At 63.7% G+C, this 21,918-nt stretch carries 22 protein-coding genes; 13 read left to right on the top strand and 9 right to left on the bottom strand.

The genetic code is table 11. The features are described 5' to 3' along the window. Positions 1–77 precede the first annotated feature (77 nt). From AC1RKJ_RS17085 to AC1RKJ_RS17060, 6 genes are all read left to right on the top strand, one after another. Positions 78–560 (top strand): tRNA (cytidine(34)-2'-O)-methyltransferase, encoded by a 483-nt coding sequence (locus AC1RKJ_RS17085; protein ID WP_492792783.1) that lies wholly within the window; start codon positions 78–80, stop codon positions 558–560. 30 nt (positions 561–590) lie between these two features. After that, positions 591–1,223, top strand: coding sequence for a 7-carboxy-7-deazaguanine synthase (queE, locus tag AC1RKJ_RS17080; protein ID WP_492792103.1), 633 nt, complete (start codon positions 591–593; stop codon positions 1,221–1,223). Between the two features lie 15 nt (positions 1,224–1,238). Further along, a complete protein-coding gene (locus tag AC1RKJ_RS17075) occupies positions 1,239–1,604 on the top strand; it encodes a 6-pyruvoyl trahydropterin synthase family protein (protein ID WP_492792102.1) in 366 nt (121 codons plus the stop codon). Positions 1,605–1,645: 41 nt separating this feature from the next. Next, positions 1,646–2,521 carry an oxygen-dependent coproporphyrinogen oxidase gene (gene hemF / locus AC1RKJ_RS17070; protein ID WP_492792782.1) on the top strand — a complete coding sequence of 292 codons (876 nt, stop codon included), beginning with the start codon at positions 1,646–1,648 and terminating at the stop codon, positions 2,519–2,521. Positions 2,522–2,738: 217 nt separating this feature from the next. Then, the gene (locus AC1RKJ_RS17065) at positions 2,739–3,449 is read left to right on the top strand and encodes an outer membrane protein (RefSeq protein ID WP_492792101.1); all 711 of its coding nucleotides are present in this window, start codon (positions 2,739–2,741) and stop codon (positions 3,447–3,449) included. A gap of 145 nt (positions 3,450–3,594) precedes the next feature. Then, complete coding sequence (locus AC1RKJ_RS17060; RefSeq protein WP_492792100.1) at positions 3,595–3,858, top strand: YodC family protein; 264 nt, start codon at positions 3,595–3,597, stop codon at positions 3,856–3,858. Between the two features lie 21 nt (positions 3,859–3,879). Here AC1RKJ_RS17060 and AC1RKJ_RS17055 read toward each other — a convergent pair whose 3' ends face one another. From AC1RKJ_RS17055 to AC1RKJ_RS17040, 4 genes are all read right to left on the bottom strand, one after another. Continuing rightward, complete coding sequence (locus tag AC1RKJ_RS17055) at positions 3,880–5,136, bottom strand: CCA tRNA nucleotidyltransferase (protein WP_492792099.1); 1,257 nt, start codon at positions 5,134–5,136, stop codon at positions 3,880–3,882. Next, the gene (locus tag AC1RKJ_RS17050) at positions 5,133–5,396 is read right to left on the bottom strand and encodes a DUF6111 family protein (RefSeq protein WP_492792098.1); all 264 of its coding nucleotides are present in this window, start codon (positions 5,394–5,396) and stop codon (positions 5,133–5,135) included. The genes AC1RKJ_RS17055 and AC1RKJ_RS17050 overlap by 4 nt, the downstream gene beginning before the upstream one ends. Continuing rightward, a complete protein-coding gene (locus AC1RKJ_RS17045) occupies positions 5,393–6,028 on the bottom strand; it encodes a CoA pyrophosphatase (RefSeq protein ID WP_492792781.1) in 636 nt (211 codons plus the stop codon). The genes AC1RKJ_RS17050 and AC1RKJ_RS17045 overlap by 4 nt, the downstream gene beginning before the upstream one ends. Positions 6,029–6,098: 70 nt before the next feature. Then, positions 6,099–6,707 carry a DUF1285 domain-containing protein gene (locus AC1RKJ_RS17040; protein WP_492792097.1) on the bottom strand — a complete coding sequence of 203 codons (609 nt, stop codon included), beginning with the start codon at positions 6,705–6,707 and terminating at the stop codon, positions 6,099–6,101. A gap of 263 nt (positions 6,708–6,970) precedes the next feature. Between AC1RKJ_RS17040 and AC1RKJ_RS17035 the strand changes: the two genes are divergently transcribed. From AC1RKJ_RS17035 to AC1RKJ_RS17010, 6 genes are all read left to right on the top strand, one after another. Then, positions 6,971–7,975: an AAA family ATPase gene (locus AC1RKJ_RS17035; protein WP_492792096.1), complete on the top strand. Its 1,005-nt coding sequence runs from the start codon at positions 6,971–6,973 to the stop codon at positions 7,973–7,975. After that, positions 7,975–8,919, top strand: coding sequence for a DUF58 domain-containing protein (locus AC1RKJ_RS17030; protein WP_492792095.1), 945 nt, complete (start codon positions 7,975–7,977; stop codon positions 8,917–8,919). Before AC1RKJ_RS17035 ends, AC1RKJ_RS17030 begins: the two co-directional genes overlap by 1 nt. Beyond that, positions 8,916–11,786, top strand: coding sequence for a DUF4159 domain-containing protein (locus AC1RKJ_RS17025; RefSeq protein WP_492792094.1), 2,871 nt, complete (start codon positions 8,916–8,918; stop codon positions 11,784–11,786). The genes AC1RKJ_RS17030 and AC1RKJ_RS17025 overlap by 4 nt, the downstream gene beginning before the upstream one ends. 1 nt (position 11,787) lies before the next feature. Next, positions 11,788–13,851 carry a hypothetical protein gene (locus tag AC1RKJ_RS17020; protein ID WP_492792093.1) on the top strand — a complete coding sequence of 688 codons (2,064 nt, stop codon included), beginning with the start codon at positions 11,788–11,790 and terminating at the stop codon, positions 13,849–13,851. A gap of 200 nt (positions 13,852–14,051) precedes the next feature. Further along, positions 14,052–14,420, top strand: a complete 369-nt coding sequence (locus tag AC1RKJ_RS17015) for a DUF2946 family protein (protein ID WP_492792092.1) — start codon at positions 14,052–14,054, stop codon at positions 14,418–14,420. Between the two features lie 104 nt (positions 14,421–14,524). Beyond that, on the top strand, positions 14,525–16,879 hold the full coding sequence (locus AC1RKJ_RS17010) for a TonB-dependent receptor (RefSeq protein ID WP_492792091.1): 2,355 nt from the start codon (positions 14,525–14,527) through the stop codon (positions 16,877–16,879). A gap of 56 nt (positions 16,880–16,935) precedes the next feature. Here AC1RKJ_RS17010 and AC1RKJ_RS17005 read toward each other — a convergent pair whose 3' ends face one another. Together AC1RKJ_RS17005 and AC1RKJ_RS17000 are read right to left on the bottom strand one after the other, a co-directional pair. Next, positions 16,936–17,457, bottom strand: coding sequence for a GNAT family N-acetyltransferase (locus tag AC1RKJ_RS17005; protein ID WP_492792090.1), 522 nt, complete (start codon positions 17,455–17,457; stop codon positions 16,936–16,938). A 178-nt stretch (positions 17,458–17,635) separates the two neighbouring features. Next, positions 17,636–18,121 carry an NUDIX domain-containing protein gene (locus AC1RKJ_RS17000; protein ID WP_492792089.1) on the bottom strand — a complete coding sequence of 162 codons (486 nt, stop codon included), beginning with the start codon at positions 18,119–18,121 and terminating at the stop codon, positions 17,636–17,638. A 120-nt stretch (positions 18,122–18,241) separates the two neighbouring features. On the opposite strand from AC1RKJ_RS17000, the gene AC1RKJ_RS16995 reads away from it, so the two are divergent. Beyond that, positions 18,242–19,138, top strand: coding sequence for a metallophosphoesterase family protein (locus AC1RKJ_RS16995; RefSeq protein WP_492792088.1), 897 nt, complete (start codon positions 18,242–18,244; stop codon positions 19,136–19,138). Here the strand turns inward: AC1RKJ_RS16995 and AC1RKJ_RS16990 are convergent. From AC1RKJ_RS16990 to AC1RKJ_RS16980, 3 genes are all read right to left on the bottom strand, one after another. Continuing rightward, positions 19,135–19,701 carry a hypothetical protein gene (locus AC1RKJ_RS16990; RefSeq protein ID WP_492792087.1) on the bottom strand — a complete coding sequence of 189 codons (567 nt, stop codon included), beginning with the start codon at positions 19,699–19,701 and terminating at the stop codon, positions 19,135–19,137. The two genes, AC1RKJ_RS16995 and AC1RKJ_RS16990, sit on opposite strands and share 4 nt — an antisense overlap. A 181-nt stretch (positions 19,702–19,882) precedes the next feature. Beyond that, the gene (locus AC1RKJ_RS16985; RefSeq protein ID WP_492792086.1) at positions 19,883–20,089 is read right to left on the bottom strand and encodes a DUF4170 domain-containing protein; all 207 of its coding nucleotides are present in this window, start codon (positions 20,087–20,089) and stop codon (positions 19,883–19,885) included. A gap of 53 nt (positions 20,090–20,142) precedes the next feature. Beyond that, positions 20,143–21,783, bottom strand: coding sequence for an isocitrate lyase (locus AC1RKJ_RS16980; protein ID WP_492792085.1), 1,641 nt, complete (start codon positions 21,781–21,783; stop codon positions 20,143–20,145). Between the last annotated feature and the right edge of the window lie 135 nt (positions 21,784–21,918).

Here is a 21,918-nt window from a genome sequence, read left to right as displayed (position 1 = left end):
TTAGTGCGACGCACTAAAACCGCCCATCGCAGGGATTTTTCCTCACGTTGTCCACCGGGGCCAAGGGCCGTTTTCCGATGCGCGTCGTTCTTTTTCAACCTGACATCCCGCAAAACACCGGGACGATTCTGCGGCTCTGCGCCTGCCTCGGCGTGGAGGCACATATCATCGAGCCCGCCGGATTCCCCATTTCAGACCGGCATTTTCGCCGTGCCGGGATGGACTATCTGGACCAGGTCACCATCGTGCGGCACGACTCCTGGGCCGCCTTCGAGGTATGGCGGGCCAAATCGGGCAGCCGCCTGGTTCTTTTTTCGACAAAGGCGGCAACGCCCTATCTCGATCATATCTACCGGGACGACGACATCCTGCTGTTCGGCCGGGAATCCGCCGGCGTTCCGGACGACGTGGTAAACGCAGCGGACGAACGGCTGGTGATCCCGATTGCGCCGGGAATGCGCTCCCTGAATGTCGCCATGACGGTGGCGATGGCGCTTGGCGAGGCACTCAGACAAACGCGCAGCGTGTTTTCAAGCGAAGTGGGGACCGGTTCGCGTTAAGAAACACGCCAAACCAGAAGGAACGAAGGCTTGAGCTACGCGGTCAAAGAAATCTTTCTGACATTGCAGGGAGAAGGCGCCCACGCCGGGCGCACGGCCGTGTTCTGCCGATTCAGCGGGTGCAACCTCTGGACCGGCCGCGAGCAGGATCGCGCTACCGCCGTGTGCAAATTCTGCGACACCGATTTTGTCGGAACCGACGGCACGCTCGGCGGGCGGTATGCGGACGCTCAGGACCTCGCCGCGGCCATCGCCGCGCAGTGGATCGGTCCGCATGATCATCGCTATGCCGTTCTGACCGGCGGCGAGCCGCTGTTGCAGGTCGATACCGCGCTGATCGACGCCCTTCACGCGCACGGATTCACCATCGCGATCGAGACCAATGGCACCATCGAACCGCCGCCCGGGCTCGACTGGATCTGCGTCAGCCCCAAGGCCGGATCGGACCTTGTCGTCCGCAAGGGTCACGAGCTGAAACTGGTTTATCCGCAGCCAGAAAACACCCCCGAGGATTTCGCGGGTCTGGAATTCGAGCGGTTCTCGTTGCAGCCGATGGATGGACCTGACATAGCGCAAAGCACGCAGGCGGCAATTGATTATTGTTTGCGTCATCCGCAGTGGCGACTCAGCGTCCAGACGCACAAGACGCTTGGCATCAGATAAAACCGGATACGACCGATGTGGGAATTGACGAAATCGTTTCGTTTCGAGGCCGCGCACGCGCTGCCCGGTACGACGCTGGGCGAAGCCAGCGACGAAATTCACGGTCATTCGTTCCGCGCCGAGGTCTCAATTCGCGGCAGGCCGGACCCCACGACGGGAATGGTGATGGATCTCGGCGTACTTGAACAGCGGATGACCGAGGTGCAGAAAATGCTCGACCACAAGCTGCTCAACAAGGTCGAAGCGCTGGGACCGCCGACGCTGGAGAATCTGACGCGCTTTATCTGGGAGCGCGTTCAGCATACCGGGCACGTGACCCGCGTCAGCGTCCACCGCGACAGTTGCAACGAAAGCTGCACATATTTCGGCCCGCAGAGTTAGGCGCGCATAACGGAGGCATTCCCTTGGAAAAGCCCGTCACGATGCTTGAAGAGCGCAAGCAAACTTCCCGCGCGTGGTTTGAAAACCTGCGTGACGAGATTTGCGCGACACTGGAACAGCTTGAGGCCGATGCGCCGGCAGCACTTTATCCCGGCGATGCCGGACATTTCGTTCGCACGCCCTGGGATCGCACCGATCATTCGGGAAAGCCCGGCGGCGGCGGCGTGATGTCGGTCTTGCGCGGGCGGCTGTTCGAAAAAGCCGGCGTGCATTGCTCGACTGTGCACGGCGAATTCGCACCCGAATTCCGCGCGCAGATTCCGGGGGCTGCGGACGATCCACGGTTCTGGGCTTCGGGGATTTCGCTAATCGCGCATCCGCGCAACCCGAATGTGCCAGCGGTTCACATGAACACCCGCTTCGTGGTGACAACCAAGGCGTGGTTCGGCGGCGGCGCGGACCTGACGCCGGTGCTCGACCGGCGGCGAACCCAGGACGACCCCGACGCTGCGGCCTTCCACGCTGCCATGAAATCGGCCTGCGACGCTCACGCAGCGGTCGCGCCTTACGAGAAATACAAAACCTGGTGCGACGAGTATTTCTACCTGCCCCATCGCAAGGAAGCCCGCGGCATCGGCGGGATCTTCTACGACTGGCTCGATTCGGGCGACTGGAGTGCCGATCTAGCCTTCACCCAGGAGGTGGGCCGGACTTTTGCCAAGGCCTATCCGGAGCTTGTGCGGCGGAATTTCGGGGACGCCTGGACGGCCAAGGACCGCGAGGAACAGCTCGTGCGCCGGGGGCGCTATGTCGAGTTCAACCTGCTTTACGACCGGGGCACCATTTTCGGCCTCAAGACCGGCGGCAATGTCGACTCCATCCTGTCCTCCATGCCCCCCGAGGTGAAATGGCCGTAAAGCCGTCCCGCGGGCCGATAAAGTTCGGAAAGCTCAGGAAATAGGCAGGTTTTTGGCGAGTTCGACCTGTCACCGAGAGAACACACCCGCCAAATAACGGTTCCGGACACCGTCCAGCCAACTTAAATCCATTTGAGACTATCCCCGTCCCGACGTACTTTCCCTGCCATAGGTGTGGCGGAATCGTGCCGTCACCGATGTTTTTTAAGGGGCTACGATGCGCAAGATTGCTGTTCTCCTTCTCGCGGCCGCAGGCATCAGCCTGGCAGGCGCGGCTTCCGCGGCCGATCTCGGCACCGCCCCGATCTATCGCAAGGCTCCTCCCGTCGAAGTCTTCACCTGGACCGGATCCTACGTCGGTCTCTACATCGGTGGTGCTTCGGGCAACACGGTCAGAACGACGGACTCGTTCCTCGGCGCAACCACATCGTATGACCTCGGCTCGAGCGTCATCGGTGGTTACACCGGCGGCTACAACCTGCAGCTCTCACCCAGCTGGCTGATCGGTTACGAAAGTGAAACCGGTTACATGAAGCTGAAGGGTTCGGCCCTTTATCCTGGCACGGCCCTGAATGCGGCAACCGAAACCGGAAGCCTCTACAGCGTCTGGGCTGCCCGCCTCGGCTACGTCATGGACAAGTCGCTGCTGTACGTGAAGGGCGGCGCGGTTCTGACTCGCTTCGACAGCTCGTCGCGCAACGGCACGGTCAGCGATCACGAGTTTGAGTTCGGCTACGCCGTCGGCGGCGGCTGGGAATATGCTTTCGCTCCGAAGTGGAGCGTCAAGGCCGAGTATCTCTACCTCGGCTTCGACAAGGATCTGTCGTTTGGACCTCCGGGCCTGGTGGCGACCAGCCACTTCGGCGGCGTCCACACCGGCAAGGTCGGCGTGAACTACAAGTTCGACTGGTTCAGCCTGCTGCGCTGATCTCAGCGCACGGCGCGAAAAGTTCAAAACCCCGGACACAGTCCGGGGTTTTTCTTTTGCCGCAGATCTTTGTCAGCCTCGCTTTTGTCGGCATGTCATGTCGCGCGGCTAGGCTGCGGCTCCTCACCTTACCAAGGAGCCGATCATGGAACTGAAAGCAGGCGACGTCGTCATTCTCAAATCCGGCGGTCCGGCTTTGACCGTTGCCGAAGTCACCGACGAGTTGGTCGAATGCGTCTGGATCGGCGAAGAAGGCGATCTGTTCCGCGAAAAACTTCCCGCCTCCGTTCTCGAAGTCGCTCACATCGACACCTCCGACGATGAGGATGAGCAGGACGAAGACGAGGAGAGTGAAGACGAGGACGAAGACGAGGATCACCACGCGAAAAAAACGGCGGAACTCGCCTAAGTCGCGGCGGCAACCGTCACATCAAAGCCGATGATCCCGCGTGAATCGCCCGACGGTGTCATCGGCGATGGTTTTCAGCGCCGACTCGTCGAGCGGAAACTGCATCGCCAGCCAGGCGTCCTCGGCGAGTGTCAGAACATGACCGAGCGCCGGTCCCTCGGCGATACCGCGCGCGATGAAATCGGCCGCCTTCAGCGGGAACGCCGGGGCCATCCAGCGATCCGGCAGCGTCGCAAACTCACGCCATGACGGCGAAGCTGCGTCACGCCCCGCCCGCGCCCACGCCAGCATGATCCGGTCCCGATAGCGCGCGTCACCGAGGCGATACAACCGCCGCTGGGCGACGGTCTCATCCATGCCGACAAGCCGCCACCAGCGGTGGCCCATCGAATCCAGCCGCTTGGTCTCGATATTGGACAACCGCCAGCGCTGCGACAGGCGTTTCGCATCTTCGGTCACCGCAATCGTCAGCGCGCCGAGGCGACGCACCGGATCCGCCTCGAGACCGAGTTCGCGTTCCGCGGCGATCATCCCGGCGAACGCGCCGTGATAAACGACACCCGCCGTCAGCCGCAGCAGCAAACCGGCATCGTCCATCATCACCAGCGCCGATGCGGCCTCCTTCGCGACCACGAGCTTCAGCATTTCCATGCGGATGCGCTCGGCGGAAAGACCGGCAAGACCGTCGCGTCCGGCGATACAGGCCTCGTATCCGGCACGATCCGGCGCGCCCTCGCCGTAAGCCGCATGAATGCGGAAAAACCGCAGGATGCGCAGATAGTCCTCGGCGATACGCTGCGACGGCTCGCCGATGAAGCGCACGCGCCGCGCCTCGATGTCCGCCAACCCACCGACCTCGTCATGAACCGCACCGTCCTGCGTCACCGACAATCCGTTGATGGTGAAGTCGCGGCGCAGCGCGTCGCGTTTCCAGTCGCGCCCGAATGCGACCTTGGCCTTGCGCCCAAAGGTCTCGATATCTTCGCGCAGCGTCGTGACTTCAAAAGGCTGGCCATCGATCACCAGCGTGACCGTGCCATGCTCCACACCGGTCGGAACACTTTTGATATGCGCGAGCCTGGCGCGGCGGATCACTTCCTCGGGTAGCGCCGTGGTTGCAATGTCGATCTCGCCCACCGGCAGTCCAAACAGCGCATTACGAACCGCGCCGCCGACCACGCGGGCTTCCTCACCATCTGCGTTGAGAAGCGCGAGCACGCTCGCGGCCGGGCCGGACGTCAGCCACGCAGCGTCACGCAGCACGCGGGCGGCGCTCATTTCTCGGTCCCCGGAACAAGCTTGCCGTTCTCGATGCGTGCCGGAGTGTAGGTCGCGCCCGGAGGCGCGCCGGAGAAATGCGCCAGCAGCACCAGACTGACGATCACGAGCACGAACGCTCCGACCGCCAGCTTGCCGACGACATGCAGCGGCCATGACGACTTGACCCAGACGTTCGATCGGCTCGCGAAAAGAAACACCGCATAGACCGCGAATGGAATGAGGAAAATCGCGATCTCGGTGAGAACAGGACGGATCATGAAAGATAGATCCGTTCGTAAAGCGCGCGCAGCATGCCAGCGGTCGCGCCCCAGATGTAGCGCTCCTCGAACGGCATCTCGTAGAACGAGCGTTGCATCCCGCGGAATTCCTTGCTGCCGAGCTTGTGATTGACCGGGTCCATCAGAAACGCCAGCGGCACCTCGAACACATCGTCCACTTCATTCGGGCTGATGGTGAGATCGAATCCCGGCCGCACCCTCGCCAGCGTCGGCAATATCCGGAAGCCGAAACCGGTCGCGTAGACATCGAGATACCCGACAGGATCGATGAAGTCGCGCTTGAGTCCGATTTCCTCATCGGCCTCGCGCAACGCCGCGTCCATCGGCGAGGCGTCGGTTGCGTCGATCTTGCCGCCTGGAAACGATATCTGCCCGGCATGTTCGTTGAGATGTTCGGCGCGTTTGGTCAGCAGCACGGTCGGCACATCCCGCTCCACGATCGGTATCAGCACCGCCGCGGGACGCACCGGGCGCTCCTTCGCGATAATCTGCAGCATGGCGTCGGTGCCGAAATCGCCGGTCGGCGCGAGCACGTCGGCATCGGTCAGTCCCGGCGGCACATCGAAGTTCAGCCGGGCGCGGGCCCGGCGGAAGAATTCGCCGGAGCTCATATCGAGCGGAGCGATGCTGGCGGATGCAGCGTCCTTCAAAACACTTTTCGTCAACCCAAACCCTCGTTCGTCAAACCGGATCTCTTGCTTGCGCCGCGTCGGCCATCGAAAAGAACTCGCCGCCGGACATGACCCCGAACATCTCGTGGCCGTCCACGACTCGCACCTCACCCATCTCGACCAGATCATAATAGAGCGCGCGCGTGACCTTTGCCCACAAATCGGCGCGAACGTGAAGATAGGGCGTCAGTCCGCCACCGGCGGCTGCCTCGAATCGCAGGCGATGATCGCTGTCACATGACACCCAGTCCTCGACATTGGTGCGAAAGCGCAACGTCCGCGCCGCACCCTCGCCGTCCTTCTCCATTTCCACCGCGAGAAACGGCGCGTCATCGACGCGGATGCCGACCTTCTCAACCGGCGTCACCAGAAAATACTTGCCGTCCTCGCGCTTGAGAATTGTGGAAAACAGCTTCACCAGCGCCGGCCGGCCGATCGGCGTGCCGAGATAGAACCAGGTGCCGTCGGTTGCAATCCGCATGTCGAGATCGCCGCAGAACGGCGGATTCCACAGATGGACCGGCGGCAGACCTTTTGTCGCAGCACCACGCGCCGCCTGGGTCAGGCCGTCGAGGCGCTGAACCGGATTCGGTTCCTGTTTCTGCCCTTGGTTCGCCATTGTTTACCCTGACCGTTGACGCTTCTGTTTGGCACGTTTGCCGCTGTTTGGCACGGATGGTGGAAGTCCGAACCAGACGTGGAACGGTGAAAACAACGGGCAAATTCTCAACACTGCCCTGCGGGATTACTCGCCACATCGTGATGAGTTTCAAGTCCCCCGGCCGGTAAGGTGGGGACAGCCTGAATCCGGGAATACATAAGAGAATACATGGCCTTTGCATCGGTTTAGCATGGGTCAACACGAAGCAAGGAGCGACCAATATGTCTGGCGCAGACGGTGTCGAGAAACTGGAAGACGTGATCGTACGCTCGGCCGAGCAGATCGCGGGCAACATCAGGACGGCCCGCGAAGCGGTCTCGACCGTCATCTTCGGTCAGGAACGTGTCATCGAAAATGCGCTGGTCACGATCCTGTCAGGCGGACACGCCTTGCTGATCGGCGTCCCCGGTCTCGCAAAAACCAAGCTGGTCGAAACGCTGGGTATCACGCTCGGCCTCGACGCCAAGCGCGTGCAGTTCACGCCAGACCTGATGCCGTCAGATATTCTCGGCGCGGAAGTGCTGGACGAAAGCGCGACCGGCAAACGCTCGTTCCGCTTCATCGCGGGACCGGTGTTCGCACAACTCCTGATGGCGGACGAAATCAACCGTGCCAGCCCGCGCACGCAGTCCGCGTTGTTGCAGGCGATGCAGGAGCAGCACATCACGGTGGCCGGCGCGCGGCACGATCTGCCGAAACCATTCCATGTGCTCGCGACCCAGAACCCGCTGGAACAGGAAGGCACCTACCCGCTGCCGGAAGCCCAGCTCGATCGCTTCCTGATGGAAATCGACGTCGAATATCCCGACCGCGATGCCGAGCGCCGTATCCTGTTTGAAACGACAGGCGCCGAGCAGGCAGTGGCGAAAGCCGCAATGACGGCAGACACACTACTCACCGCGCAGCGGCTGGTGCGCCGTCTGCCGGTCGGCGACTCCGTGGTTGAAGCCATTCTGTCGCTCGTGCGGTCCGCGCGTCCGGGCGACGACAATGGCGACATCGGCAAATCGATCGCATGGGGACCCGGTCCCCGCGCCAGCCAGGCGCTGATGCTCGCCGTCCGTGCCCGCGCGCTGCTCGACGGCAGGCTCGCCCCGTCGATCGACGACGTGCTGGATCTGGCGGAACCCGTACTGAAGCACCGCATGGCGCTGACCTTCTCGGCGCGCGCCGAAGGCCGCACCATTCCCGAAGTCATCAAGCAGTTGAAGGCACGGATCGGCTGATGGCAGCACGGCCGCAACCAGCACTCCAGGAGATCGAAGCAGTCCGACGTGCCGATGGTGAAAGCCGTTCGCTCGCCGCGTCCCTGCCGCGTCTCGTGCTGGAAGCGCGCCGCATCTCGGCCAACGTCATCCACGGCCTGCATGGACGCCGCCGCGCCGGCACCGGCGAGAGTTTCTGGCAATACCGCCGCTTCGTCTCCGGCGAAGCCTCGCAGAACGTCGACTGGCGGCGTTCGGCACGCGACGATCACCTGTATGTTCGCGAGCAGGAATGGGAAGCCGCGCACACGGTGTGGCTGTGGCCGGATCGCTCGAAGTCGATGGCGTTCGCATCGAAGACCGCGCGCGACAGCAAACTCGAACGCGCGCTGGTGGTGACCTTCGCACTGGCGGACCTGCTGGTGGCCGGCGGCGAGCGCGTCGGCATTCCCGGCCTGATGAATCCGAGTTCGAGCAGCAACATCGTCGACAAGATGGCGCAGGCGATCCTGCACGACACCGTCACACGGTCGAGCCTGCCGCCCGCGTTCGTGCCGTCCGCGCTGTCGGAAGTCGTGGTGCTGTCGGACTTCTGGTCGCCGATTGGCGAGATCCGAACCATGCTCGGCGGGCTGTCATCGTCGGGCACGCATGGTACGCTGTTGCAGGTCGTCGATCCCGCTGAAGAAACATTTCCCTATTCGGGCCGCGTCGAATTCGTCGAACCCGAAGGCGGCGAGGTCATCACCGCGGGCCGCGCCGAAGCCTGGGCCAAGGATTATGTCGCGCGGGTCGATGCCCATCGCACCGCCATCCGCGAGGAAACCAACAAGCTCGGCTGGCTGTTCTCGACCCACACCACGGATCGCTCGGCTGCCGAACTGCTGCTCTATCTTCACAGCGGCATGATGGTCGCCAAAGGAAGTGGAGGCCGCGTTGCCACCACCGCGGGGCGCTCCGCATGATGGGCCTGCCGCTGTCCTTCGCCGAACCTTGGCTGCTGGCTGGCCTCCTGAGCCTTCCCGCTTTGTGGTGGCTGCTGCGCGTCATGCCGCCGCGCCCGCGCCGCATCGATTTTCCGCCGACGCGGCTGCTGTTCGACATCGCACCGAAGGAAGAAACCCCGTCCCGCACGCCGTGGTGGCTGACACTGCTACGCCTGCTTGCGGCCGCACTCGTGATCCTCGCCGCGGCGGGACCGATCTGGAATCCGAGCGAAGGCGTGACGCGCTCCAGCGCGCCGCTGGTGTTGCTGCTCGACGACGGATGGAGCGCCGCCGCCAGCTGGGAGGCGCGCATCAAGAGCGCCGACGAACTGATGTCCAACGCGGAGTCCGACCGGCGCGCCGTCGCCATCGTGCCGCTGTCGGAGAGCACCCGCGACATCACGCTGATGCCGGCCGGAACCGCGCGCGTCGCGCTGCGCCAGCTTGCGCCGAAGCCTTACGCCGTCGAGCGCGTGGAAACCCTGCCGGCGCTGGCGCGTTTTCTCGCCAAGACCGGCGACGGCGAGATCGTCTGGCTCAGCGACGGCATCGATACCGGACGCGGCAGCGAGTTCACCGAAGGATTGACCAAAACGATTCAGGATCGCGTCTTGACAATCGTCGAGGGCGGCACGCCGCCGGCGCATGCGCTGGTCGCAGCCGAGAACGCCGCAGCGAAGATGACGGTGAAGGTCTTGCGCGCCAACGGTAGTGGCGGCGACACGGGTCTGGTGCGCGCGCTCGACCAGAAAGGCTCGCCGATCGGCGAGGCGAAGTTCGCATTCGGCTCGCAGGATCGCGAGGTCGAGGCGAGCTTCGATCTGCCGGTCGAACTGCGCAACGACATCGCGCGGCTTGAAGTGAGCGGCGAGCGCTCGGCCGGTGCTGTTCAACTGCTTGACAAGCGCTGGCGGCGGCGCGCCATCGGCATCGTCTCCGGTGCGACCAGCGACACCGCGCAGCCGTTGCTCGCCTCGACATTCTATCTCACGCGCGCGCTGGCGCCGTTCGCCGATGTGCGACTCGGTGAGCGCGGCGCGCCCGCCGTGGCCATTGGACAATTCCTCGATCAGAAGCTGCCGATGATCGTGCTGGCCGATGTCGGCACACTATCGCCGGACATTCGCGACCGCCTCAACGCATGGATCGCGCAGGGCGGCGTGCTGGTGCGCTTCGCCGGGCCACGTCTCGCGGCGGGCGATGACGATCTGGTACCGGTCAAATTGCGCCGCGGCGGACGCAGCCTCGGCGGCAGCCTCACATGGGAGAAGCCGCAACCCCTCGCCTCCTTCGCTGCCGATGGGCCTTTCGCCGGCCTTGCCGTGCCGAAGGACATCACCGTGACCCGTCAGGTCCTGGCCGAACCGGACCCGGCGCTCGCATCGCGAAGCTGGGCTTCGCTGGCCGACGGCACGCCGCTGGTCACCGGCGAGCACCGCGACAAGGGCGTGGTCGCGCTGTTCCATATCAGCGCCGATATGCGCTGGTCGGATTTGCCGATGTCTGGCACCTTCGTCGAGATGCTGCGACGAATCGTCGATATGTCCGGCTATACGGCCAACGCAGGCGCAGGCGTCGCCACCGAGGGCAGTGCGGAGACTGTTGCGCCGATCCGCACCCTCGACGGCTTCGGCGCGTTCGGGCCGCCGCCGTCCACCGCGAAGCCGCTGCGCGCGGACTATCGCGACCGCGCCACCCTCGATCATCCGCCCGGCTTCTACGGACCCGCCGACGGTCCGCTCGCGGTGAATACGCTCGCAGCAGCAGACCGGCTCGCACCGCTCGACACGTCCGCATTGAAGGCGCAGCGCGCGACTTACACCAATGCCGAACCGCGCGACCTGCGCGGCATCCTGCTCTCGACCGCGCTGGCGCTGTTTCTGATCGATGCGATCATTGTCGCTATTCTCGGCGGCGGGCTCGCAGCGTTAATGAGACGCCGTGCCGCGACAGCGGCGCTCGCGCTCGCATTCGCGCTCGCCTCCGTCGCGGGCATGCCTGCACCGTCTCATGCGCAAGCGCCGAAAGCTCCGCCCGCAACTGCGCCGGCAAGCAAGTCCGCGCCTGCAAGCAATCCCGCTGCGGATGACTTCGCGATCAAGGCCGTGGCCCAGACCCGCCTCGCCTATGTCGTCACCGGCAACGCTGACGTTGATTCCATCGTCAAGGCGGGCCTCTCCGGACTGACGCTGTTCCTCGCGCAGCGCACCGCGCTGGAGGCCGGCGAGCCGGTCGGCGTCGATCCGGCGCGCGACGAACTCGCCTTCTTTCCGCTGATCTACTGGCCGGTGGTCACCGGCGCACCGAAGCCGTCGCAGGACGCCATCAACAAACTCGACGCCTATATGAAACAGGGCGGCACCGTGTTGTTCGACACCCGTGACGCGGTCGAAGCGCCGCCGGGTCCGGGCGGTGAATCGCAGACGCCGGGCATGTTGACACTGCGCGAAATTCTTTCCTCGCTCGATATTCCCGAACTCGAGCCGGTGCCGCGCGAGCACGTGCTGACCAAAACGTTCTATCTGCTGCGCGACTTCCCCGGCCGGTTCAACGCCGGGCAAACCTGGGTCGAGACCCTGCCGCGCGTCGAGGACGAGGATGCCGCCGACCGGCCCGCACGCGGCGGCGACGGCGTCTCCCCGATCATCATTACCTCCAACGATCTCGCCGGCGCATGGGCGATGCGGGCCGACGGCCAGCCGATGCTGCCGCTAACGCCAGGCGATCCGCGCCAGCGTGAGTTCGCGTTCCGCGCCGGCGTCAACATCGTGATGTACACGCTCACCGGCAACTACAAGGCCGATCAGGTGCACGCTCCGGCGCTGATCGAACGGCTCGGGCAGTAATATGCAGTACGGTATCGCTTTCGCTCCCCTCGTCCCGACGCTCGTGCTGTGGATCGGCCTTGGCGCGATCCTTGTCATCGCGGCCGTACTTCTGTTGGCGCGGGCGCGCGGGGCTGCGGTGCGCGTTGCAGCGCTGGCGCTCATCCTGCTGGCGCTGGCCAATCCGTCGTTCACGCGCGAGGAGCGCGAGCCGCTAACCTCGGTCGCGGCCGTCGTGGTCGACAAGAGCCCGAGCCAGAATTTTGGCGAACGCACCAAGGAGACCAACGAGGCACGCGAGGCGCTGGTCGCCCGGCTCAAAGACGTCAAGGGACTTGAGGTCCGCGTGGTCGAGGCAGGTCAGGCCGACGGCGAAACCGACGGCACGAAACTGTTTTCCGCCGTTCAATCTGCACTGTCCGACGTACCCACCGATCGCGTCGCCGGTGCGTTTCTCGTCACCGACGGCCGGGTGCATGACATTCCCGCCAATGCCGCGGCCATCGGCTTCAACGCGCCGGTCCATGCGCTGGTCACCGGCCGCAGCAACGAGCGCGACCGCCGCATCGCTATCGTCGCCGCACCTCGTTTCGGCATCGTCGGACAGACCCAGTCCATCACCTATCGCCTCGACGATCAGGGCGTGACCAACCAGAGCGCACGCGTTGTCGTGCGCCGCGACGGCGATGTGCTCAGCGAGCGCGCGGTGCGCAGCGGCGAGCAAGTCAGCGTCACCATCGACATTCCCCATGCCGGCCCGAACATCGTCGAGATCGAAGCCTCGAAACTCGAGGGTGAACTGACGCCGGTGAACAACCGCGCCGTGGTGTCCATCGACGGCGTGCGCGACAAGCTGCGCGTGCTGCTGGTGTCGGGCGAGCCACATTCCGGCGAGCGCACCTGGCGCAATCTTCTGAAGTCCGACGCCAGCGTCGATCTGGTGCATTTCACGATTTTGCGTCCGCCCGAAAAACAGGACGGCACGCCGATCAACGAACTGTCGCTGATCGCTTTCCCGACGCGCGAACTGTTCCAGCAGAAGATCAACGAGTTTCAGCTCATTATCTTCGACCGCTACGCGCGGCAGGGGGTGCTGCCGATCTCGTATTTCGACAACATCGCGCGCTATGTACGCGGCGGCGGCGCTGTGCTGGTCTCGGCTGGTCCTGACTATGCCAGCCCCACCAGCATCTGGCGCACGCCGCTGGATACAATCTTGCCAGCCGAGCCGGTTGGCGTCAGCGAAAAGGCCTTTACGGCGCGGCTCAGCGACATCGGCAAGCGTCACCCAGTGACACGCGGACTGGAAGGCGCCAACAGCGAGCCGCCGCACTGGAGCCGCTTCTTCCGCCTGATCGACACCCGCAATCCGACCAACCCGCCGATCATGGAAGGCGCCGACGGCAAGCCGCTGCTGCTGCTCTCGCGGCAAGGCGAAGGCCGCGTCGCGCTGCTCCTGTCCGATCACATCTGGCTGTGGGCGCGTGGTTATGAAGGCGGCGGCCCGCATCTCGACCTGTTGCGGCGGATGTCGCACTGGCTGATGAAACAGCCCGAACTCGATGAAGAAGCGCTGCGGCTGAAAGTCGAAGGCCACGATCTCGTCGTGGTGCGTCAGACCATGGCGGACACCGTGCAGCCCGTCACAGTCACCTCACCATCGGGCACCACGCGGCAAGTGACACTCGCGGCCGGCGACCCCGGCGAGTGGCGCGCGTCAGTCAATGCCGACGAACTCGGCCTGTGGCAGGCCACCGATGGCGCACTGAAGGCGCTGATCAACGTCGGTCCGGTGAACCCGAAGGAATTCGCCGAAGTGACGTCGACGACCGAAGCACTGCGTCCGCTGTTGCAGACCACGGGCGGCGATGTGCGCCGCGTGGCCGACAGCGGAAGCATTGATTTGCCGCGCGTGTTGCCGGTCCGCGCCTCGACGGTGTTTCGCGGCGAAGGCTGGCTTGGCGTCAAGATGCGCGACGCCAGTGTCGTGCGCGGCATCGGCGTGCTGCCGATTTTCGCCGGCCTGATCGGACTGCTGCTGCTGCTCGGCGCGTTCGCAAGCACGTGGTTGCGTGAGGGACGCTGAGCCGCTCGACATCAGCCATTGACCGACTGGGCCAATGGCCGGGCAGCGTGGATTGGTGACGGCAAAACCACACCCGCCGGTCGCTGAACGCCTTCCGCCCTTTGCCGTGTTGACACCCTCCCCCCGACCGGCGATGTTATATTGTAACATCTGGACCCGGCCTTCAGCGCTGAGCCCGGAGGTATGGGGCGCATTGCGCGATGAACTGGCTGAGATCAAAGGCAAAAAGGCTGTCGTTGCTGGCGCTGTTCGCGCTGGCGCTGCAGCTTGGCTTGTCGTTCGGCCATTTCCACCACGATACCGCCGTCGCCGGAATTGCGGCTTCGACAAACCAGTCGCAGGCATCCACGCCGGACACCGACCACGGTCAGGACGCCCATCGCGACCTGTGCGCCATCTGCGCCACCGTTGCGATGGCGAATACCCTCGTCACTACGGCGGCGCCGTCGCTGCCTGTGCCGCTGGCGATCACCGCGCTCCGGACCGGCTCTTATCCTGAAGCCGTCGCGGCCGATACCCGCCGCGCCGCATTCCGGTCCCGCGCGCCTCCCCGATCCCCGCTCGAATAGTTGTCCGTTCCCGACGTTCGCCGCGATGGCGTTCACGGGACATTCGAGGTTAGCCGCACGATTCCCCAAGACGGAAGCGGCGGTGTCAGGATCACAGCATCATCATGTCGCACAAAATCATTCGCGCCTCGCTGGCCGGCAGCTCAGCCGTCGCGATGGCGCTTCTCATCACGAGTGCAGCGCAATCCCAGCAGGCCGAACCGTCCGCGCCGTCCGCCGGTGAAACACTGCCGGAAATCGTTGTTCAGGCCCCGAGCCCGATCCAGCGGCCGCACCGGCATCGCGCCGAACCCGGCCGCACCACCGTTGCAGCCCCGGCGCCCGCAGCATCCGCGCCAAATCCGGAGACCTACGCGGGCACGCTGCCGATTGTCGCTGACCAGTTCGCCACCGTCACCGTCGTGCCGAACGAGGAAATCCGTCGCAGCGCCGCGTCCACGCTCGGCGATCTTCTGAACAACAAGCCGGGCATCACCGGCTCGTCCTTTGCGCCCGGTGCATCGAGCCGCCCGATCATTCGCGGGCTCGACGTCAATCGCGTAGGCATCGTGGAGAACGGCATCGGCAGCAATGGCGCGTCCGATCTCGGAGAAGATCATTTCGTGCCCATCGATCCGCTGTCGACCAACCAGATCGAGGTAATCCGCGGACCGGCGACGCTGCGCTACGGATCGCAATCGATCGGCGGCGTGGTCAGCGCCAGCAACAACCGCATTCCCGAAACGCTGCCGTGCAGCGCGGTGCCGTCGATTCAAACCTACGGATATTCGGTGAAGGCCCCGCAACTCTCGGCATCGAATCCTTGTGCAAGTTTCGAGACGCGAAGCTCACTGTCGAGCGTCGACTTGGGCCGCGAGGGCGCGGTGCTGCTCGATGCCGCCGGCAATAACGTGGCGATTCATGCCGACGCCTTTGCCCGCAAGACCGAAGACTACAGCGTTCCAAACTCGCCCTATCGCTTCGATCCGGCGCGGCCGTTCACCGGCAAACAACCGAATTCATCGACACAATCCGATGGCGCATCGATCGGCGGCTCCTATTTCTTCGACGGCGGCTTCATCGGCGCGGCCATCCAGCAGAACAACAGCATCTATCACATCCCCGGCATCGACGGCGAAGAGCACCGCACCCGCATCAGCGCGCGGCAAACCAAGCTGACGGTCAAGGGCGATTACCACCCGGATAGCAAGGCTATCGACGTGATCCGGTTCTGGGCCGGCGCCACCGATTACAGGCACAACGAAATCGGCCTTGCCGATCCCGCGATCTTTTCCAGCGACGGAGTGCGCCAGACCTTTACCAACAAGGAGCAGGAAGGCCGCATCGAGGTGCAGCTTGCGCCGTTCAATCTTCGCTTCGCGGCGCTGACCACCGCTGTCGGCGTGCAGGCGTCGCATCAGGAATTGACCGCGCCGAGCCCGGATGATCCGGGCAGCCCGCTCAATGGCCTGTGGGATCCGAACAAGAACACCAAGATCGCCGGATACGTTTTCAATGAGTTCAAGTTCAGCGACGTCACCAAGGCGCAGGTGGCCGGGCGTATCGAGCACGTCAATCTGAGCGGCACCACGCCGGGCTTCGTTCCGGAGTTGTTCGATCTCAATGTCGATCCCGCCGGCATCGGCGGCCCCACCGCGCGCAACCTCAACTTCACGCCGAAAAGCGGCAGCGTCGGCCTGATCCAGAATCTTCCCTGGAATCTGGCGGCCAGCATCACCGGTCAATACACCGAGCGCGCGCCGAAACCGGCGGAGCTGTTTTCGCGCGGCGGCCACGACGCCACGGTGACCTTCGATATCGGCAACCCGAATCTCGGCATTGAAACCGCGAAGTCGCTCGAGGTCGGGTTGCGGAAGGCGACGGGGCCGTTCCGCTTCGAACTCACCGGCTATGTCACGCGGTTCGACGGGTTCATCTATCGGCGGCTGACGGGCAACACCTGCAAAGATGTTGTGTGTCAGCTTGGCGCCGGGCTTGAACTCAACCAGGCAATTTATTCGCAGAAAGACGCGACCTTCCGCGGCGGCGAATTCCAGTTCCAGTACGACGTGCTGCCGGTCTGGGCCGGCCAGTTCGGTGTCGAGGGACAGTATGACATCGTGCGCGCCACCTTCACCGACGGCACCAACGTGCCGCGGATTCCACCGCAACGTCTCGGCGGTGGCATCTACTATCGCGACGCCAACTGGCTGGCCAAGGTCAACCTGCTGCACGCGTTTGCACAGAACGACATCGGCGGCATCGAGACATCGACGCCGGGCTACAACCGGCTCAGGGCCGAACTCAGCTACACGACGAAACTCGCCAAGGCCGATTGGTGGGGCGCGAAGGAATTCACCTTCGGTGTCGTCGGCGACAACCTGCTCAACGAGGACATCCGCAACTCCGTTTCGTACAGCAAGGATGAAGTCCTGCTGCCGGGCCTTGGCGTGCGGATGTTTGCGAATGTGAAGTATTGAGCGATCTCACCGCATGGTCGTCCCCGCGAAAGCGGGGATGACATGGGATGTGTGGCTCAGCGGGGAGCGGGAGCGAATGTCCAGTCCGGCCGGATCGCGCCGCTGACGCCGTCGAATGCGCCATCGGCAAGTTCGCACACCAGCAGCCGCGCGTGATCGACCGGGCCGGGCATCGTCACCTGCCCTTTCGGAATCCGCTTGAAGCCGACGCGGCTGTAATACGGCTCGTCGCCGACCAGCAACACGAGACGATGCCCCTTGGTCCTCGCGTCCTTCAGCGCACGGTCGAGCAACGCCCGGCCGACACCACGGTCGCGAAATGGCGGTTCGACCGTGAGCGGCCCGAGCAACAGCGCCGGTGTATTGCCGATGCAGACCGGCAGTTGCCGCACCGAGCCTACCATCAGCGTGCCGATCCGAGCCGTGAATGAGAATTCGAGCAGATGATCGACATGTTCGCGCAGCCGGTAGGCGCTGAGCGCGTAGCGGCCCGGCCCGAACGTGCGTTCGTGCAGGCGCTCGATGGCCTGCGCGTCGCCGGCGGTTTCGGCCAGTATGGTCAGGGAAAGATCGGACATGCTGGATCGCGAATTAGCATCTGACGCGGGCTGGGTCCACATCACTGAACGTCATGCGCGGGCTTGACCCGCGCATCCATCACAAACGCCCCATCAGAAAGATGGATTGCCGGGTCATAGGCGAGCGGAAGCGACGCCGTTCTTCGAACGGCCAAGCCCGGCAATGACACTCAAAACCCTAAATCCAGTCCTCGGTCAAAGGCCGGTTTTCCAGCACCTCGGCGATCCGCGCCCTCGTCCCCCGGGTGGTCTCGGGCGGCAGGTCCGCCGCGCTGAAAAACCCGCAAGCCACGATCTCATGATTGGGCTCCGGCATCCGGTCCTGCCGATACTGGCGCACGACGTAGACCGCGACATGGTCGCGCGGCGATATCCGGCGGTTGAAAAACAGGCCATGCAGGAGCGGCTCGCCGGTCATCTCGATTCGGCCCTCCTCGATCAGTTCGCGCCTGAGTGACTCCAGAAAGGTCTCGCCGGTCTCGACGCCGCCGCCGGGCAGGTGCCAGCCGGAGACGTAGCTGTGCTTGACCAGAAACACCCGGTTCTCGCCGTCGAGCACGACGGCGCGGACACCGAGCGTCATCCCCCTGGCAAACCGCGAATAGAAATGGAAGACGCGGCGCAAAACAGGCTCGAACCGCAGCCGGACATCGTGAATGGTCATCGTGCGAGATTCCGTCCGGCGATCATGCTATGCAGGCGCATCCAGACAGAAGTCGAAGGACGCGAGAGTGGTGGCGAACCCGGGCGTGATAGCATTTCAGTCCCTGACGGTCACGTTTCAATGACGGCTTTCGTGCTTGCCCATCTGTCCGATCCCCACCTCGGCCCGATGCCGCGGCCGCGCCTGCGCGAACTCGCCGGCAAGCGCGCGATCGGATATCTGAATTGGCAGCGCAAGCGCCATATGATCCATCGCCGCGACGTGCTGAGCGAAATCGTGGCCGACATGCACGCGCAGCAGCCCGACCACATCGCCGTCACCGGCGATCTCGTCAACATTGCGCTGCCGCTGGAATTCTCCGAGGCGCGCACGTGGCTGGAAAGCGTCGGCGCGCCGCAGAATGTCTCGCTGGTGCCGGGCAACCACGACGCCTATGTGCGCGGCCTGCACGAACATTTCCCGCATGTATGGGCGGACTATCTTCGCGGCGACGGCGCCGCATCGAACAGCGACGCGGTGTTTCCCTATCTGCGGCGCAGAGGCCCGCTGGCGCTGATCGGCGTTTCCACCGCCGTTCCGACCGCGCCGTTCATGGCGACGGGGCGGCTCGGTCGCGCGCAACGCGATGATCTCGACGTGTTGCTGCCGCGACTCGCGGAAGAAAATTTATTCCGCGTGCTGCTGATTCATCATCCGCCTGTGACAACACCCGGCCGCTGGGCTGCGCGATTGCGCGACTCGGATGAATTGCTGGACACGATCGCGCGTCATGGCGTCGAACTCGTGCTGCATGGCCACGATCACCGCCACGCCACGGTCTGGCTCGACGGGCCGCGCGGACATATCCCGGCGATCGGTGTGCCGTCGGCATCGGCCATGGCCCACGGGCACAATCACCCGGCGGCCTACAATTTGTTCTCGGTGCAACGGGACGGTAATGCGTGGCGCTGCGATCACCGCGTGCGCGGATTTGAGAATGGATCGCTCGGCACGATCAAAAACGAGAAGCTGATTTAAATTCCGCGCAACGCCATCACCAGCGCGAAGCCGAACAGCGCGGCAAGGCCTGCCGCGAATCCGAACGCGAAGGTCCACATTCCGCTGCGGCGCTTTGCCGGGAAGGCGGCAGCAGCGGCCACCGGCGCCGGAGCGGGCGTCACCACCATCGCGTGTTCCCGCTCGATCAGGCGGCGTGCGATATAGTCCGTCACGGCATCGACCATCACCGGCACATCATGCGATTCGGCGATGACGATGCGGCCAAAACGCGTGTCCTGCACGAACCGGTAGATGCGCTTGTCGCGACCCATGACGACGTGCGCGACGGCGTCGATCCACAGCCGTGGTGTATCGCCCTGGCTGATGCCGCGATCGAACAGATCGACGCCTGCCGGAATCTCCGAGAACAGCGAATCGAGCGCCTCATGCAGAATTTCAAGACGGGCGACCTCGGCATCGCGCAGATCGACCACCACGCCGGTCCGGTCGGCGGCCTCGATGCGCGCCTTCCGCAGGGCGTCCCGCAGCCGGACGGGGGCCGTTTTGACGGCCGAATCGTTGGGGGCGCTCTGTTCCGCCATGCCTGTGTACCTTGTGGCTTAAATACCTTTGTTCTGACCCCCTTAATCTATCAGTAACCCTATCCCCCGCAAGCGTCCCTGACCTTTGCCGTGACCCTGCTTTGGAAAAAAAGACGGCCCTGTCCGGAATCGGAACAGGGCCGCTGAATGGGGCGGGCGACGAACCCCGCCCGGGAGACGTTTAAGCCGTCGCGCGGCTCGGTTCTTCCACGATGGAGAAGCGAACGCCTGCACGGTGACGGTTTTGCTCCGACACTTCCTTCCAGGCGTCCTCAGCCTCCTTGCGGGTCTTGAACGGGCCCTGGACCTGGGCCGACCCTTCCACGAGTTTGTGGAAGTTCATCGAACCGAACTCGCCACCAATCACCCAGAAATTGCTGCCACTCATTTGAGCCTCCGTTAGTTAGCTTGAAGTGCAATAGTTCTGCCGAGATCCGATCGTCAGCCGAACTGGTTCATCGTGTTGTGAGCGCCGCCCGCCTTCAGGGCCGCCTCGCCGGCGAAGTATTCCTTGTGGTCGTCGCCGATGTCGGAGCCGGCCATGTTCTGGTGCTTCGCGCAGGCGATACCCTGGCGGATTTCCGCACGCTGAACGTTCTTCACGTATCCGAGCATGCCCTGTTCGCCGAAATACTCCTTCGAGAGGTTATCCGTCGACAGCGCCGCCGTGTGATAGGTCGGCAGCGTGATCAGGTGGTGGAAGATGCCAGCGCGCTTGGACGAATCCGCCTGGAAGGTGCGGATGCGCTCGTCGGCTTCAATCGCGAGTGGCGTCTCGTCGTATTCCACCTTCATCAGCTCGGCACGATTGTACTTGCTGACGTCCTTGCCGTTTTCCTTCCAGGCATCGTACACCTGCCAGCGGAAATTCAGCGTCCAGTTGAACGACGGCGAGTTGTTGTAGGCGAGCTTGGCATTCGGGATCACCTTGCGGATACGGTCGACCATTCCGGCAACCTGCTCGATATGCGGCTTCTCGGTTTCGATCCACAGCAGGTCGGCGCCGTTCTGCAGCGACGTGATGCTGTCGAGAACGCAGCGGTCCTCGCCCGTGCCGGCGCGGAACTGATAGAGGTTGCTCGGCAGGCGCTTCGGACGCAGCAGCTTGCCGTTACGGCTGATGATGACGTCACCGTTACCGATCTTGGACGCATCGACCTCTTCGCAATCGAGGAAGCTGTTGTACTGGTCACCGAGGTCACCCGGCTTGTGGCTGACAGCGATCTGCTGCGTGAGACCGGCGCCGAGCGAGTCGGTGCGGGTCACGATGATGCCGTCGTCAACGCCCATTTCGAGGAACGCGTGGCGGCAGGCACGAATCTTCGCGAGGAAAACCTCGTGCGGAACAGTCACCTTGCCGTCCTGATGGCCGCACTGCTTTTCGTCCGAAACCTGATTTTCGATCTGCAGGGCGCATGCGCCTGCCTCGATCATCTTCTTGGCGAGCAGATAGGTCGCTTCGGCATTGCCGAAGCCCGCGTCGATGTCGGCGATCACAGGCACGACGTGGGTCTGGAAGTTGTCGACCTTCGCGATCAGCGTCGCTTCCTTGGCCTTGTCGCCAGCCTTACGCGCGGCGTCGATCTCGCGGAAGATATCGTTGAGTTCGCGCGAGTCGGCCTGACGCAGGAAGGTATAAAGCTCTTCGATCAGCGCCGGCACCGAGGTCTTCTCATGCATCGACTGATCCGGCAGCGGACCGAACTCGGAACGCAGCGCGGCGATCATCCAGCCGGACAGATAGAGGTAACGGCGATCGGTCTTGCCGCCGAAATGCTTCTTGATCGAGATCAGCTTCTGCTGGGCGATGAACCCGTGCCAGCAACCCAGCGACTGGGTATACTTGGTGGGGTCGTTGTCATACGCCTCCATGTCCGCGCGCATCACGGACGCCGTATAGCGGGCGATGTCCAGACCGGTCCTGAAGCGGTTCTGCAGCCGCATACGGGCGACGGCCTCGGCGGTCACGCCGTTCCATGTGCCCTTGTCCTTGAGGAGGGCTTCGGCCGCAGCGATTTCGCTCTGATAGGAAGCCGGCCCCTGAAGTGCCTGGTCGGTGATATTGCGCGATTGATAATTCATGGTGGTGATCCCTTGTGGAGTTGCCACCGTTTCAACGCATCGCGCGGTCAATCGCTAGGGACTCCGAAGATAACTTGTCATACTTTACAAATATCCGTTGTTATGATGTAATTAGTTTACAATTTCGCTTATTAG

It is taken from the genome of Afipia sp. GW822-FHT04G07 (genome assembly GCF_058800765.1).
The sequence above is the reverse complement of the archived record's forward strand: the minus strand, read 5'-3'. Positions and strand labels throughout refer to the sequence as shown.

What these genes read in the sequence shown, in the direction of transcription:
- AC1RKJ_RS16990 (WP_492792087.1), bottom strand. Translation starts at nt 19,701, where the DNA reads ATGGCGGAACAGAGCGCCCCCAACGATTCGGCCGTCAAAACGGCCCCC.
- AC1RKJ_RS17060 (WP_492792100.1), top strand. Translation starts at nt 3,595, where the DNA reads ATGGAACTGAAAGCAGGCGACGTCGTCATTCTCAAATCCGGCGGTCCG.
- AC1RKJ_RS17065 (WP_492792101.1), top strand. Translation starts at nt 2,739, where the DNA reads ATGCGCAAGATTGCTGTTCTCCTTCTCGCGGCCGCAGGCATCAGCCTG.
- AC1RKJ_RS17005 (WP_492792090.1), bottom strand. Translation starts at nt 17,457, where the DNA reads ATGTCCGATCTTTCCCTGACCATACTGGCCGAAACCGCCGGCGACGCG.
- AC1RKJ_RS17025 (WP_492792094.1), top strand. Translation starts at nt 8,916, where the DNA reads ATGATGGGCCTGCCGCTGTCCTTCGCCGAACCTTGGCTGCTGGCTGGC.
- AC1RKJ_RS17075 (WP_492792102.1), top strand. Translation starts at nt 1,239, where the DNA reads ATGTGGGAATTGACGAAATCGTTTCGTTTCGAGGCCGCGCACGCGCTG.
- AC1RKJ_RS17000 (WP_492792089.1), bottom strand. Translation starts at nt 18,121, where the DNA reads ATGACCATTCACGATGTCCGGCTGCGGTTCGAGCCTGTTTTGCGCCGC.
- AC1RKJ_RS17040 (WP_492792097.1), bottom strand. Translation starts at nt 6,707, where the DNA reads ATGGCGAACCAAGGGCAGAAACAGGAACCGAATCCGGTTCAGCGCCTC.
- AC1RKJ_RS17030 (WP_492792095.1), top strand. Translation starts at nt 7,975, where the DNA reads ATGGCAGCACGGCCGCAACCAGCACTCCAGGAGATCGAAGCAGTCCGA.
- AC1RKJ_RS16995 (WP_492792088.1), top strand. Translation starts at nt 18,242, where the DNA reads ATGACGGCTTTCGTGCTTGCCCATCTGTCCGATCCCCACCTCGGCCCG.
- AC1RKJ_RS17015 (WP_492792092.1), top strand. Translation starts at nt 14,052, where the DNA reads ATGAACTGGCTGAGATCAAAGGCAAAAAGGCTGTCGTTGCTGGCGCTG.
- AC1RKJ_RS16980 (WP_492792085.1), bottom strand. Translation starts at nt 21,783, where the DNA reads ATGAATTATCAATCGCGCAATATCACCGACCAGGCACTTCAGGGGCCG.
- AC1RKJ_RS16985 (WP_492792086.1), bottom strand. Translation starts at nt 20,089, where the DNA reads ATGAGTGGCAGCAATTTCTGGGTGATTGGTGGCGAGTTCGGTTCGATG.
- AC1RKJ_RS17045 (WP_492792781.1), bottom strand. Translation starts at nt 6,028, where the DNA reads ATGAGCTCCGGCGAATTCTTCCGCCGGGCCCGCGCCCGGCTGAACTTC.
- hemF (WP_492792782.1), top strand. Translation starts at nt 1,646, where the DNA reads ATGCTTGAAGAGCGCAAGCAAACTTCCCGCGCGTGGTTTGAAAACCTG.
- AC1RKJ_RS17020 (WP_492792093.1), top strand. Translation starts at nt 11,788, where the DNA reads ATGCAGTACGGTATCGCTTTCGCTCCCCTCGTCCCGACGCTCGTGCTG.
- AC1RKJ_RS17050 (WP_492792098.1), bottom strand. Translation starts at nt 5,396, where the DNA reads ATGATCCGTCCTGTTCTCACCGAGATCGCGATTTTCCTCATTCCATTC.
- AC1RKJ_RS17010 (WP_492792091.1), top strand. Translation starts at nt 14,525, where the DNA reads ATGTCGCACAAAATCATTCGCGCCTCGCTGGCCGGCAGCTCAGCCGTC.
- AC1RKJ_RS17035 (WP_492792096.1), top strand. Translation starts at nt 6,971, where the DNA reads ATGTCTGGCGCAGACGGTGTCGAGAAACTGGAAGACGTGATCGTACGC.
- AC1RKJ_RS17055 (WP_492792099.1), bottom strand. Translation starts at nt 5,136, where the DNA reads ATGAGCGCCGCCCGCGTGCTGCGTGACGCTGCGTGGCTGACGTCCGGC.
- AC1RKJ_RS17085 (WP_492792783.1), top strand. Translation starts at nt 78, where the DNA reads ATGCGCGTCGTTCTTTTTCAACCTGACATCCCGCAAAACACCGGGACG.